Genomic DNA, 11964 nt, shown 5'->3' with positions numbered 1-11964 from the left:
ACGTCGACCTGCCGATTAGACTTCCCCGTGCATCAGCGACATCGGGGGGAAGGATCGAAGATGGGGGTCAGGCTCAGGTCGTGGATGGTCCAGATCGTCGGCCCGAGGATGATCGGGTTCTTCCTCAACCTGGGTGCAGCTGTCGCGGTCCTCAAAGCCGGAGCGATTCTGTTTCTTGAGCCTGACCACGAAGGCTTCACCGTCGACGACGGTTGGCAGTTCCTCCTGCCGCTGGCGTACCCATTCGTCGGCGTTGCCCTTCAAGCTGCGTTCATCGTCCAGACCGATCGGTGGGGAGCCGTCATGCGCTGGGGGGTCGCACCGGGGGCGCTCCTGGCCGGGACGCTTGGACTAGGGCTGATCTATCCGGACCCACCAACGTGGGCGTGGCTCTCGTACTTGGGATTCGCCCTTCCGCTGGTTTCTGTGATGCTCCCAGACAGCAAATGGCCGTCCACGACCGCGCCCTCGCACGACCGGTGCGCTTGTGCAGTACCAAGTGCCGATTCGTGGATCTCCCATGCAATACGAGGGACACCAGTCGATGTCTGACCTTTGACCCTGCCTGCTCTCTTGCCGCGTCGCGCGTCAGCGGGCTCGTGCGGCGATTCGGTGTCCCAGATCATCGAGCTCGTCGGCCAGCGACGCGGCGACCCACACCTGGTTCCGGGTGCGGGCGGTCAGCGGTCGGATGACGCCGGCGCCGTGGAGCCGCTCGATGGCGGTGTAGACGCTGGAGGTGGCGCCACCGATGTGCAGCTCGGCCTCGTCGGCGGAGAACACCGGTTCGTCCAGCAGTTGGCCGATCAGGCGGGCGGTCGCGCTGGTCCGTCGGGGCCGGCCTGCTGCCTCCGTCCACTCCTCCGGCATCGTGGCCAGCCGACGGGCGCTGGTGCGGGACTCGTCCGCGGCGATGGTGGACGCTTCGGCGAGGGAGTGGATGATCGGGCCGGCGTCCCCGTCGCGGTAGGCGCCCAGGACGTCGAAGTAGGTCTCGCGGCGTGCGACCAGGGCGGAGGCGATGGGCACCACGACGTGGTGGGTGGTGGCGCGTCGGCGCAGGATCGTGTTGATCAGGGCGCGCCCGATGCGGCCGTTGCCGTCGGTGAAGGGGTGGATCGATTCGAACTGGGCGTGGGCGACCGCGGCTTGAACGATGACGCCGAGGTCGTCGCGGTTGGCGAAGCGGGTGAGGTCTTCCAGGTAGCCGGGCACGGTCTGGGGCGGCGGCGGGACGTAGAGGGCCATGCGTGGGGCGTGGTCGGAACCGCCGATCCAGTTCTGCATGTCGCGGACGCGCCCGGCGTAGGGCTGCTCGTTGGGGTCGTCGGCCATCAGGGTGCGGTGGGCGCGCAGGATGGCGTCCAGGTGGATGTCTCCGCCGCCGGTGACGGAGTGGATGAGGTCGTCCAGGGCGCGGGTGGAGGCGACCATGGAGGAGGCCGAAGCGTTCGCGCGGCTGCCGTGCAGGGCTCGCGCGTAGTCGTCGAGGGTCGCCTCGACGTGCTCGATCTTCGAAGAGGCGACGGACTCGGCGCGCAGCAGCAAGGTGGACAGCGGGGCGAGGTGCTCACCGTGCGTGGCGTCCAGGGTGGTGATCACGCGGATCGCTTCTTCGGCCTCGGCGGCCAGGGCCGGCGGCACGCTCGGGTTGAAGTCGGCGATCCGGGGCGGCAGTGAGACGTCGACCGAGCTGAGCTTCCGGTCCTCGGCCGTGCCGCCACGGAACGCTTGCTGCCAGGGCTCGGCGCTGGTCTCGTGGGGGTCGATCTGCACCTGCGCGTCGGGGGTCAGGCGGGCGGCGGATTCGGAGTGCACGACGGCGCCGAACTGTCCCCGGTTGGCGGGGTTGGCGCCGCGAGGATGTTGGTCGGGCTGAAATGGCACCGAAGCTCCCTTCTCGGAATAGGACGCTAGTTATTCCGACTAAGCATATCCAAATCGGAATACCGTGGTATGGATTCCGACTACGCCGCTCGGGATTCCTTCTCGCTGAGCTCACCGAGCACCCGGCTGGCATCTCGCAGCACCGCCGAGTCGCGCAGATCGCCCAGCAGCAGTTCGAGCTGCCGCAACTTGCCGTTGGCCACGTGGCTGATGTCCGTGGTCAGCGCCCTGGTCTGATGCAGGTCCAGGAGGGCTTGGGCGACGTCGGAGGCGTCGATGTGCCGGATGGACCACAGCGGGTTTCGGCTCGGGTTCTGCTCCCGCAGCCTCGTGATCTCTGCGTCGACGGCTTCGATGAACGGGGTCAGCGGGTTGAGGGTGGCCTGGCCTTGGCGCGCTGCGTCCTGCTCGGCGCGTTCGAGTCGGCCCTCGGCGTAGGCCTGCATCCGCTCGGCCTTGGCTACCGCGGCGTCCTTCTTGACCCGTTCGAAGGCGAGCTTCGTGGAGATCCGGGCCAGGGCGGGGCAGAGGTCTTCCGGTTCGAGGATCGGGGCGTCGCGCAGGACGGTGAACGTGCGGCCGTTGACCCGGGTCGGCGCCACCTTCACGCCCCACGAGACGGGCAGTTCGAGCCCGTCGATCAGCTTGGCGTCCGGGATGACCAGCCACCACTGGGTGCAGTACCGCTGCCAGGACCAGGCCTTGGACGGGTCAGACAGCTCCACGACGACGTCGGCCCGTGAGACCTTGACCTCATGGCCGATGATGCCGGTGCCGACGGCGCCGGACACCGCGGCCGGCAGCCAGAGTGCGTCCGCGCGGCGCTTCCCGTCCGGGGCGCCAACCTCGCGCATGAACAGCCCCGAGGGCCAGTCCTTCTTCGGCGAGTACGACCGCTCCAGCGTGTCGAGCACGTCGCCGGCCGTCGCCTTCTTGGGAGTGGCGCTCTCTGCGATGGTCACGGCTTCTCCTGGACGTTCTCGGCGGCATCGTCCATGGCCTGCACGGCGGCGTCGAAGGCGTCCCGACGCCCACGCTGGTAGTCCTCGGCGGCTCGCTGATCGGCGGGCCATTCCAGGGCGCGCACCGCGGCGACCTGCGCTTCGAGATCGGCGATCCGGGCGTTGGCTTCCTCGAGCTTGCGCTCGGCGGTCTCGCGCAGTTGGGCGGGGGTCTGCTCGCGGCTGCGGGCGAAGGCCATCGCGTACCGGCGGCCGCGGCCCGAGGTCGGGCGGACCTCCATCGTGAACTCCAGGTAGTTCTCCGGCTCGTTCTCCGCGAACGCGTCCTCCATCACCGTCGCCAGCATCACCGCGATCTCGCGGGGCGTGGTCAGGGACAGCCCGGACGGGTCCAGCCGGAGCACCTCGACCGGCAACCCCTCGGACAGGTCGGCGTCGACCGGCCGATCACCGCGGGGGATGACCAGGTGCAGGGCGTCCCCGTAGTCGACGGGGGCCACGCGGGTGCTCGGGTAGACCCGGCCGATGGCGTTGAGCAGGGTGCCGGCGACGTCGAGCGGTAGCGGGCCGCGGATCTGGACGTGCGTCGCGGCGTCCTCAAAGCTCACGATCCGACTCCCGTCGAGGCCAGCGCGGCGGCGGTGGCCTCGATCGCCTCGGCGTTCCGGTCGAGCTGGTCAGCGATGCGCTGCGCGTCCGATCCGGGGGAGCGGTCGGCGCGACGGATACCATCGGCTGCTGCGTGGAGCGCCGCGGCGGCAATGACTGGCGCGACGGCGCTCACGGCGGCGGCGGTGATCCGCGCCATCGGACCGTGCAGGATAGGGATGATGTCCGTACTGGTGGACCATGGCTTGACGGCGGACTCGATGGCAGTCATCGCTTGTGCCCGGGCTGCGGACGTGAGCAGGGGCTGGGCGCCGGTGGGCACGTTGGTGTCGCTCATGGCCATCATGTGTGCGGCACTGGCCGCCTCAGGCGACGGGTGTGGTCAGTAGCAGAACGAGTGCCCGCAGCCGGCCTGGTCGACGCAGCGGATGCCGGCACCGACACCGAACGCCTCGGGGCACGTCTCGCACTTCTCGCAGGGCCGCCCGGTCAGCTCGAACCTCTCGCCGTTGACGCTGATCCTCTCGCCGGGGATCCAGCCGCGCACCGAGATGGTGGGCCCGAACGTCTCCGTGAGCACCTCGGTGAACGCCTGGGTGGCCTGGGCGGCCTCGCTGTCGTAGACCCGGTCCGCCCGCGCACGAGCCAGCGCCAGCGCGCAGATCTCCACCCGCGTCACCACCTGCTGCTGCGGGGGAGCGGCGTCCCGCATGCCGAGCTCGTCCATCAGTTCCAGCGTCGACGCGATCTCGGTGCCGCCGTGGCGCGCATCGGCCATGCGCCTGCCGAGCTCGCTGGCGACCAGCTGTGTAGGCTGCTCGCGGAACTGGTCCACGCCGTACTGGGCGACGGCTGGCCTGGTCGTCGTGGCGGTGCTCATGTCTTCTCCGGGGTGCTCGGGGCGGTGGGTCAGGCGATCTTGCCGTGCCGGTACGGGCGGGTGCGGTTGTAGTCCAGCTTCTGCACGATGGCGGCGCCGAGGTCGAAGCCGGCCTTGTCGGCCACGTCGAAGCAGCGGATCACCGCGTCGGCGATCTCCGTCGGGAAGCCCTCCGGCTTGCCGCCCGCACCGAGGTACGTCTCGTCAGGCGCGCGCCCGGCCCGCAGCTCGTCGAGCGCCTCGTTGATCTCGCCGGTGACCATCAGCAGCGACAGGGCGAAGTGCTCGAGCACCTCCTCCGGCGTGCCGGTCGTCAGGACCTCGTCCCGGTCCCGGAAGCCGCTGGCCCGGTTGTTCGCTGCGGCGACCGCCACGATCTGACGGATCGAGTCCACGAACTGGTCCCGATCCAGGGAGGGACGGGCCGGCACGATCGTCACGACATCGTCAGGTGCACCCGCGAGCCTGGGCGAGGGCACGATGGGGCGGCTCGTCCCGCTCTCGGGGTCCACCATGACGTAGCCGGTGGCCTCGAAGTGTCCGGCGCCACCGTCCAGCCCGGGGGTGAATGTGCCGAGGCGATGCCAGGCGACCCCCGCCCAGGCGAAGACCGTGACTCGCGCTCCGGGAAGGCCCGCGAATGCGAGCACCGCGTCGTCGTTGTAGTCCAGGACCCCTGACTGAGCGAGCCACGCAGCGGTGCTGCCCCACACCTCCTGGAGCAGCTTGAGGTCCGATTCGCGGAAGTCGTGCGGGCCGGTGTTCGCGATCATCAGGGCCGCCGTGGCGCGGTGGCGCGCGACCACCAGGTATGTCCTTCGCTTCCCGTTCAGTTCCGCCGGGTCGTGGGCGTCGTGATGGACGACGCCGGTGGCCACGAAGACCCTCAGTGGCGCGGTGCTCACGACGCGGGCCGCAGCAGGTTCATGGCGCCTTCGATGTGCCCGTTCAGCCAGCGGTACTCGGCGAGGGACTCGCGGATGTCGTCGAGCGCGTTGTGCGTCGTCTTCTTCTCGAAGTGGCCGGGCGCCCAGCCGCGGGCCTCGGCGACGAAGGCGATGGTGGAGACGTCCACGACCCGGTAGTGCAGGTGCCCGGCCGTCGTCGGCAGGTTGGCGTCGGTGAAATTGGCGTCCAGGCGCACGGAGTTGCCGGCGATTCGCGCCTGCCGGCGTCCCGGGGCGTGTTCGGTGAGGAAGGCGTGCAGCTCCGTGTCGATCTGGGCGAGGGGCGTGCCGGATTCCAGCCGGTCCCAGAGGCCGGTCTTGGTGTGCATCTCGCGAACGAAGTCGCCGGTGATGTCCCACGCGGCCTGCTTCTCGGCCGCGGTGTGGTGGACGACGCGCTCGAACTCGTCGGAGAGCTGGTTGCCGGGCACGTCGGTGACGATCGCGGCGACCTGCAGCAGCCGGTGCCCGCCGGCGGGGTCCAGGCCGGTGGTCTCGACGTCGAGCCACAACAGACGATCGGCGGCGGTAGGGGTGGTCATGGGTTCCTCCTGGTGGTGGATTGGGTCGTTGAGCGGCGGCCGATCATCTCACCGGCCGCCGACAGGACTTCCGCTGGTCGGGCGGTGCGTTCACGGCCCGCCTGTCCACAGGACCGCCTCGCGCACGTCCTCCTTCACGACTCGGCCTTCTTCGCGATCCGCTCGGCCGCCAGCACGTCGTTGCACGGCCAAGCCATCTGGCACCCCTGGCACTCCTGCACACGGCTGCCGTCGGCCAGTTCGCGCCACGCGAGCACGTGCCGGGAGAGCATGTCGTCCACGATGTCGGCCAGCACTTCGGCGGCGGTCCGGTAGAGGGCGATCAGGTCCGCGTCGACGTCCCGCACCACCGTGGTAACCCAATCGGTCTCCTTCGGGCCGGGAGCGACGATTTCGTTCTCATTGTCATTGTCAACGCTGCGCCTCCACGGTCCTTCCGTGGCTGCCTGGTCGGCGTCGTGGACGCGACGGGTCAGGTTGGCCGCATGACTGGGTCCGGTGAGGGAGGACCCAGACTTCAACGCCAGGCCTTCGTCGCTCACAGCAAGGACTCCTTCGGGTCGTCAAGGATGGCGCCCAGCCGGTCGATCACCGTGGACTCGACCGTGTACGGGGCGGGGCTGGGGTGTGAACGGGTGAGGTCGTCGCGGAGCGATCGGACGGCGGCCCAGGCGCGCTGGTCGTCCGTCAGATCGTCGGGAGTCTCCTCGATCGTGTCCGGTTCGATCGCAGGGCCCGGCGTCGGCGCGTCGAGGCTGCGGCCGATGGCCCGGTCGATGCGGTCGGCGGCGTCGGCGGCCCGGAACCCATCGGCGCGCATGGCGGTCAGCTCGGCGGCGACCGCCTCGAGCGCGCGCACTGCGTCGCCGGCCGTGAGGAACGCTGACTCCCAGCCCTCCTTGTAGGCGGCGATCACGGCGTCGTTGCTGTACTCGGGGTAACGGTCGTTCGGGTCGAAGCGGACGGCCCCGGACAGGGACAGGTCAGAGGTGACGTGCTGGTCGGTGGGCGCGGCGAGAGTCAGCACCTGGCACGCGGATCGAGCGATCCGGGCGGGGAGCTTCTCGATGTGCAGGTCGCTCATCGGGTCGCCTTCTTCGGGTTGATGATCCGGTCGCCGTCGCAGCGCAGAGGCTCCCCACGATCGACGTCACCGTTGGTGAGGTACGAGCAGAAGATGGACTGTTGGGTGCCGTTCACGGTCGGGGTGTCGGCCGGGACGACGTTCATTCCGGAGCTGAGGAATCTGGATGCGTGCTCGTCGATGACTCGCACGTCGTAGGTGGAGGAGATCTTCGTGGCCTCGGCCCGCTGCGACTCCGCCGGGGGATTGCCGCTGAGAACGAAGAAGACGTAGGTGTAGGCCAGAAATATGAGGGCTGCCCCTACGCTCATGGCGGCGACCATCGTCTTGGCGGGGTCCCCGAACCAGCGCCGACGCTCGCCTTCGGGTTCAGCCTCCGGATAGGGGTAGGGCTCGCCGGCTTTCTCGCGCTGCAGTCGGGCGCGCTTGTCATCGTTCATGGCCCCCATGTGTGCGGCACCGGCCGCGCCCTTCGACAGCTTGGTCAGGCGGCGTGCCGTTCCTCGGACGGGGCGAGGGTGACGGTGCGGCCGGTGAGCTCGGTGAGCAGGGCGATGACCTGGTCGTCGGTCAGCTCGGTTCCCGGGCCGAGGACGGTGCGCAGGTTCCCCACGGCGATGCTGGCGACGTGCTGGCGGCGTCCGAGCACGTTCATGATCACCGGGGACCCGCAGTCGGGGTTCTTGCACGTCCAGCCGGGGGCGTTGACGCGTTGGACCATGCGGTGCCCGAAGGAGGCCTCGGCGATCGCGTTGATCAGAGGCGAGAGATCGATCATGCCTCCGATGTGTGCGGCGGTTCGCCTGTCCGTCGACGGTGAGCCTCGTCGTCGGGTGCTGCGGGTGCGCCCTGCGGTCGAAGGACCTGTGCCGCTGGCGAGGGCACGGAAGCTCCGTTCGATCGTCACCGCCAGGGCCGCTACCTCCGCCTCACGCCTGTTCGCCGGCATGGCCGCCTCAGTCGCCGGCGGTGTCGAGCCGGTCCAGGTGCGCCTCGATGGCGTCGACGATCTCCGGGCCATAGGGTGTGCGGTTGACGTCCATGCCGGTGTCGACGAGGGCCTGCCACAGGGAGTGGTCCTCGGTGATGGCGTAGCGGCGGGCTCGCATCCAGTTGATGCCGGTGGGGGACTCGACGGCACGGAAGATCAGACCGCGCACGTCGGCGGACATGGGCTCGTCCAGGTGCGCGTTGGCGCGGTCCAGCAGGTCGGCCAGGCGCATCTGCAGCCGGGCGGACCGGGTGGTGCCGATGCCGGAGGTGTCGATGTCGGTCATGTCAGTGCTCATGCCCCTCATGTGTGCGGACGGGCCGCTCCCGTCCCGCACAGCGTATCGAGCACCATCCCGGACGCCCGCGGGGCGCGCAGGATCAGGAGGCGGCGGGGCCGGCGGGACGCTCGAGGAGGGTGACGCGCTCGTGACCCGCGATGACACCGTTGTCGGTGAACCAGCCACCGTCCCGGGATGAGGCGGCTTCCGTGACCGTCATGATGCGGGGCTCCCCGGCCTTGCGCGCCTCGACCCGGTCCCCGGGCTGCAGGTCCGCCGTGCGCAGCAGCGCCCCGGGCACTGCCGGGATCGCCGGCTCCTGACCGGGCAGGTGCAGAGTCAGAGTGCGGCCGAACAGCGCCTCCAGCAGCTCCTCATCGTCCTGGCGCATGGCCTCCCAGTCCTCGGGCGTGGGCGGCTCGTCGTACAAGTCGGGATCGTCCTTCAAATGGGCCGAGATCACGTCCAGGACGGAGTTGGCGACGTGACGGTTGCGGCCCAGGATGGTGAGCATCTCTTCGCCGGTACGGGAGCACTGCGGGTGGGTGCAGACCGTCAGGACGCCGGTGCCGGTCCTGTGGAAGGCGTGGTTCTCGATGGCGCGGGTGATGCCGTCCAGGATGGTGCCGACGGCGGGGTGACGGGCCATGGTTCTCTCCTCGATCGGGGGCGGGGACCACCGTCATGTGTGCGGACAGGGCCGGCGCGCGCGCAGGGTCAGGCGGCGGCGGGCAGGTCCTCGGCCATCCCGGGTGTCCAGCCGTGCTTCGCGGCTCTGACCTGGCTGCGGATCAGGGCTTGCGCCTCGGCAATGGTGTTCGCCTCGGGGGCCTTGCCGCGCAACCGGGCGTAGAGCGAGGCGACCGCGCGCTCGACGTCACAGGTGGTCCCGTTCCCGCCCAGGATCCTGAACAGGGTGCTCTCGCTGACGCCGCCTTCCGAGGCGAGGTAGCGGACGGTCCAGCCGGCGGCCACCATCGCCTGGACGCGGACGGCGGTGGCATCTCCGCTCACCTTCGACCCTGCGGTGAGGGTCTGGGCGTTGAAGTCGCGGTAGCCGACGGCGAGGATCGCGCGGGCGTGAATGGCGGAGACCCGCAAGGGTAGGCGGCCCTTCCGGCCGGTGAGGACGTAGTCCAGGACCTTGGCGTTGATGCCGGTGACCTCGGCGATCGTGCGCATGTGGAAGCCGGCGATCCGCAGTTCGTGCAGTCGGGCGCGGACCGGGACCGCGTCGGCCATCTCCCGGCGTCGACGGTGAGCGGTGGCGCGACGGCCGTACTCGAGGTTGGCGGACGCACACGGGACGCAGCGGCAGCGGTGGTAGCCGTACATGTCGCGGGTGCCGTGCTGGTGGTCGGCCGAGCAGTCGCAGACGGCCCGAGCGGCCGGGGTGGTGGCGGTGGGGGAGGCGGGCATCTCAGGCGGCGTCCGGGCCGTCCCAGTTGTGGGCGGTGAAGACGAGGCGGCGGATGTCGAACACGCCCGCGGCCAGCAGGCGGGTCAGTTCCAGCTCGACGCCGGGCTTCTCGACGACGACGGCGACGGCGTGCAGGTAGGCGTAGGCGACCTCGAGGTGGTGCCGGTTGGCGACCGTGCCGACGGTGCGCATCGACCCGGCCCGGTAGGCGACGACGGCGAGGCGGAGCAGCTCGTGGATCGGGCTCGGCGCCGCAGCGCGGGCGGTCGCCTGGTTCTGTCGGTGGGTGGCCGGGGCGTTGGTGCGGGTGCGGTGGGGGAAGTCGATGACGGTGGCGGTCATGGGGTGCTCCTGGGGCTCGTTCACGAGGTGATACCCCTCATGTGTGCGGCACGGACGCCGATGCGCGCATCGTCAGCCGGCGACTGCCCGCAACGCCGTCATCCCGACCGTCGGACCCGTTGCGGCAGCGCCTGATCGGCCCGGGCGCGACCGAGGTCGGTCTCGTACGGGTCGGTGGCCGTCACGATCCGGTCGAGCAGTCCGAGGCCGCGGCTGACGGAGAGGACGGCGGCGAAGTTCACCCCGGGGTCGCCGTGCTCGATGCGACGCAGGGTCTCCCGAGAGATTCCGGCACGCTCGGCCACCTGCTCGGCGGTCAGGCCGAGAAGCTTGCGCCAGGTGGTCACCTGGTCACCGATCTCCTTGGCGGCGTTGAGCACGGGACGGGCGGTCGGCCTAGCCATTGCTCCTCCTTTACGGGGCTGTTCTACCCTATTAGTGTACTCTTTGCGTACATTCGCCGCCATTATTTGTGCTCGGATTCTGAGCATCTGCCCGCAGAGGAGACGACCGATGATCGAAGTACCGCCGGACCTGCGGGAGCGGTTCGAGGCGTGGGACGCGAAGGGCCGCCCGCCACAGCCGGCGTTCGGGTGGGACCGGCAGCGGTGGGTGCGCACCCTGCCGGACCAGCCGATGCTCGCCACGCTGGCCGATCCGATCGACCGGGCCGTGGTCACCGGCTACTTCGAGGACATCGACACCAAGCAGGACGCGCTCGACGCATTCCTGGCCACCTACGTCTGGGGGTGGGCGAACGCCGGGTACAACGCCTCCCGCGCCGCGCGGATCCTGCGTCTGAACACCGGGGACGGACGCGACTTCGCCGCAGACCTGCTCGAGCTCGCCGGGATTGCCCAGGCCGAGGGCGGCGTCGCCGCCTACCGGTGGGCGACGGTGCGGCGAGAGGCCGACCCGCAGTTCTTCGCGCAGTGGAACGCCGCGTTCGGGACCAAGTTCATCAGCTTCGCCACCATCGCGGCCAACCGTCACGGGACCGTGCCGATCACCACGATCATGGACAAGATCGTCAAGAACTGGTTCGCCAGGCACGCCCCGCAGATCCGCAGGCTCAACCCCTCCTGGCTGGCGCCGGCCAGCTACGAGCGGTACACGACAGCGATTGCCGACTGGGCTGAGCAGCTGGGCATCCGCCCCGACGAGGTCGAGCAGTCGATCTTCGTCGACTACCGGGTCTGAGCGGGCGATCAGCCGGCGACCACCTCGATCACGCGCGCCGCGGCGAGAAGGGAGAGGTCCGCGGCGGCCATGATCAGCATCGGCTTAGTGGTGCGGATCGCGTCTGCCGCTGTGGCAATGACGGTGCTCATGGAGTGCTCCTATCGGTGGTGCCAGCGGCGGGCGCGGGCGGTGGGCTTGCGGGTGAGGGTGTTGGGCACCCAGCGGTCGTTCCATCGGGTGACGGGGATGCGGCCGGGAACGCGCTGGATCTCGTACCAGGACAGCCGGGCGTCGCACGGCTCGGCGGTGTCCTCGCGCCACAGCACCGTGACCGCCTGGTCGGTGATGGCCCCGTCGGCGCGCTCGGCCCAGGGCAGGGCGATCACGATGTCGCCGGCGGTCAGCCCCGAAGCGGGGATGTCGGCGCGCACCCGGTAGCGGCGGGCCGTCTCGTTCGGGACGGGTGCCGGGACGTTCCACGGTGCTGACGCCGTGGCGTTGCGCGGGCTCACCGGTCGGAGGCGGTGGTAGGCAGTGGCCGCTCCTCGCCGGGGCGGGGCTGGGCGTAGGTGAACTCGGCGTCGTCCACGGCCACCCGGGACCCGACCAGGTTCCCGTCCGCATCGACGGTCTGGAAGGTCATCTTGCGCGGCTGGGCGTACCCGCTGGTGCGCATTTCGTGCACGCTCAGCAGGCCCCGCAGTGGCAGCCTGGGCGCGAGGTAAGGGTTGGACGTGGCTGTGAGGGTGACCATGAGCGGCTGGCTTTGGCGGTGAACCCCAGCGACGTTTGTCAGTGAATCCTGACGTCGGTCAGGTGTTCGGTAAGAGCGTGTTGC

At 69.9% G+C, this 11964-nt stretch carries 21 protein-coding genes; 1 reads left to right on the top strand and 20 read right to left on the bottom strand.

The window, feature by feature from the left end; all coding sequences use genetic code 11:
• Positions 1-15: 15 nt before the first annotated feature.
• The 17 genes from V6N00_RS12550 to V6N00_RS12470 all read right to left on the bottom strand — a co-directional run bounded on the left by V6N00_RS12550 (position 16) and on the right by V6N00_RS12470 (position 10348).
• The gene (locus V6N00_RS12550) at positions 16-264 is read right to left on the bottom strand and encodes a hypothetical protein (protein WP_334232775.1); all 249 of its coding nucleotides are present in this window, start codon (positions 262-264) and stop codon (positions 16-18) included.
• A 324-nt stretch (positions 265-588) separates the two neighbouring features.
• The gene (locus V6N00_RS12545) at positions 589-1887 is read right to left on the bottom strand and encodes a Fic family protein (RefSeq protein WP_334232774.1); all 1299 of its coding nucleotides are present in this window, start codon (positions 1885-1887) and stop codon (positions 589-591) included.
• An 80-nt stretch (positions 1888-1967) separates the two neighbouring features.
• Positions 1968-2849, bottom strand: a complete 882-nt coding sequence (locus V6N00_RS12540; protein ID WP_334232773.1) for a hypothetical protein — start codon at positions 2847-2849, stop codon at positions 1968-1970.
• Positions 2846-3457 carry a hypothetical protein gene (locus V6N00_RS12535; RefSeq protein ID WP_334232772.1) on the bottom strand — a complete coding sequence of 204 codons (612 nt, stop codon included), beginning with the start codon at positions 3455-3457 and terminating at the stop codon, positions 2846-2848. The genes V6N00_RS12540 and V6N00_RS12535 overlap by 4 nt, the downstream gene beginning before the upstream one ends.
• On the bottom strand, positions 3454-3795 hold the full coding sequence (locus V6N00_RS12530; protein WP_334232771.1) for a hypothetical protein: 342 nt from the start codon (positions 3793-3795) through the stop codon (positions 3454-3456). The genes V6N00_RS12535 and V6N00_RS12530 overlap by 4 nt, the downstream gene beginning before the upstream one ends.
• Positions 3796-3840: 45 nt before the next feature.
• Positions 3841-4338: a hypothetical protein gene (locus V6N00_RS12525; protein WP_334232770.1), complete on the bottom strand. Its 498-nt coding sequence runs from the start codon at positions 4336-4338 to the stop codon at positions 3841-3843.
• Positions 4339-4367: 29 nt separating this feature from the next.
• A complete protein-coding gene (locus V6N00_RS12520) occupies positions 4368-5243 on the bottom strand; it encodes a nucleoside triphosphate pyrophosphohydrolase family protein (protein WP_334232769.1) in 876 nt (291 codons plus the stop codon).
• Positions 5240-5827 carry an oligoribonuclease gene (gene orn, locus V6N00_RS12515; protein WP_334232768.1) on the bottom strand — a complete coding sequence of 196 codons (588 nt, stop codon included), beginning with the start codon at positions 5825-5827 and terminating at the stop codon, positions 5240-5242. The genes V6N00_RS12520 and orn overlap by 4 nt, the downstream gene beginning before the upstream one ends.
• Positions 5828-5961: 134 nt before the next feature.
• A complete protein-coding gene (locus V6N00_RS12510) occupies positions 5962-6369 on the bottom strand; it encodes a hypothetical protein (protein WP_334232767.1) in 408 nt (135 codons plus the stop codon).
• Positions 6366-6911, bottom strand: coding sequence for a hypothetical protein (locus V6N00_RS12505; RefSeq protein ID WP_334232766.1), 546 nt, complete (start codon positions 6909-6911; stop codon positions 6366-6368). Before V6N00_RS12505 ends, V6N00_RS12510 begins: the two co-directional genes overlap by 4 nt.
• Positions 6908-7351 carry a hypothetical protein gene (locus V6N00_RS12500; protein ID WP_334232765.1) on the bottom strand — a complete coding sequence of 148 codons (444 nt, stop codon included), beginning with the start codon at positions 7349-7351 and terminating at the stop codon, positions 6908-6910. Before V6N00_RS12500 ends, V6N00_RS12505 begins: the two co-directional genes overlap by 4 nt.
• A gap of 44 nt (positions 7352-7395) precedes the next feature.
• Positions 7396-7689 carry a hypothetical protein gene (locus tag V6N00_RS12495; RefSeq protein WP_334232764.1) on the bottom strand — a complete coding sequence of 98 codons (294 nt, stop codon included), beginning with the start codon at positions 7687-7689 and terminating at the stop codon, positions 7396-7398.
• A 178-nt stretch (positions 7690-7867) separates the two neighbouring features.
• The gene (locus V6N00_RS12490; protein ID WP_334232763.1) at positions 7868-8200 is read right to left on the bottom strand and encodes a hypothetical protein; all 333 of its coding nucleotides are present in this window, start codon (positions 8198-8200) and stop codon (positions 7868-7870) included.
• Between the two features lie 82 nt (positions 8201-8282).
• On the bottom strand, positions 8283-8831 hold the full coding sequence (locus V6N00_RS12485) for a hypothetical protein (RefSeq protein WP_334232762.1): 549 nt from the start codon (positions 8829-8831) through the stop codon (positions 8283-8285).
• A 68-nt stretch (positions 8832-8899) separates the two neighbouring features.
• A complete protein-coding gene (locus V6N00_RS12480; RefSeq protein WP_334232761.1) occupies positions 8900-9601 on the bottom strand; it encodes a hypothetical protein in 702 nt (233 codons plus the stop codon).
• Position 9602: 1 nt separating this feature from the next.
• The gene (locus tag V6N00_RS12475) at positions 9603-9944 is read right to left on the bottom strand and encodes a hypothetical protein (RefSeq protein WP_334232760.1); all 342 of its coding nucleotides are present in this window, start codon (positions 9942-9944) and stop codon (positions 9603-9605) included.
• Positions 9945-10042: 98 nt separating this feature from the next.
• On the bottom strand, positions 10043-10348 hold the full coding sequence (locus tag V6N00_RS12470; RefSeq protein ID WP_334232759.1) for a helix-turn-helix domain-containing protein: 306 nt from the start codon (positions 10346-10348) through the stop codon (positions 10043-10045).
• Between the two features lie 109 nt (positions 10349-10457).
• On the opposite strand from V6N00_RS12470, the gene V6N00_RS12465 reads away from it, so the two are divergent.
• Positions 10458-11144 (top strand): 8-oxoguanine DNA glycosylase OGG fold protein, encoded by a 687-nt coding sequence (locus V6N00_RS12465; RefSeq protein ID WP_334232758.1) that lies wholly within the window; start codon positions 10458-10460, stop codon positions 11142-11144.
• A gap of 8 nt (positions 11145-11152) precedes the next feature.
• On the opposite strand, the gene V6N00_RS12460 is transcribed toward V6N00_RS12465, so the two are convergent.
• From V6N00_RS12460 to V6N00_RS12450, 3 genes are read right to left on the bottom strand one after another with little or no spacing between them, the layout of a single operon-like run.
• Positions 11153-11275 carry a hypothetical protein gene (locus V6N00_RS12460; protein WP_334232757.1) on the bottom strand — a complete coding sequence of 41 codons (123 nt, stop codon included), beginning with the start codon at positions 11273-11275 and terminating at the stop codon, positions 11153-11155.
• A gap of 9 nt (positions 11276-11284) precedes the next feature.
• Entirely contained in the window at positions 11285-11638 is a 354-nt protein-coding gene (locus V6N00_RS12455) for a hypothetical protein (protein ID WP_334232756.1), read from the bottom strand.
• Positions 11635-11880 carry a hypothetical protein gene (locus tag V6N00_RS12450; RefSeq protein ID WP_334232755.1) on the bottom strand — a complete coding sequence of 82 codons (246 nt, stop codon included), beginning with the start codon at positions 11878-11880 and terminating at the stop codon, positions 11635-11637. The genes V6N00_RS12455 and V6N00_RS12450 overlap by 4 nt, the downstream gene beginning before the upstream one ends.
• Positions 11881-11964 lie beyond the last annotated feature (84 nt).

The sequence above is a fragment of the Tersicoccus mangrovi genome, assembly GCF_036881825.1.
Classification (GTDB): domain Bacteria; phylum Actinomycetota; class Actinomycetes; order Actinomycetales; family Micrococcaceae; genus Tersicoccus; species Tersicoccus mangrovi.
The sequence above is the reverse complement of the archived record's forward strand: the minus strand, read 5'-3'. Positions and strand labels throughout refer to the sequence as shown.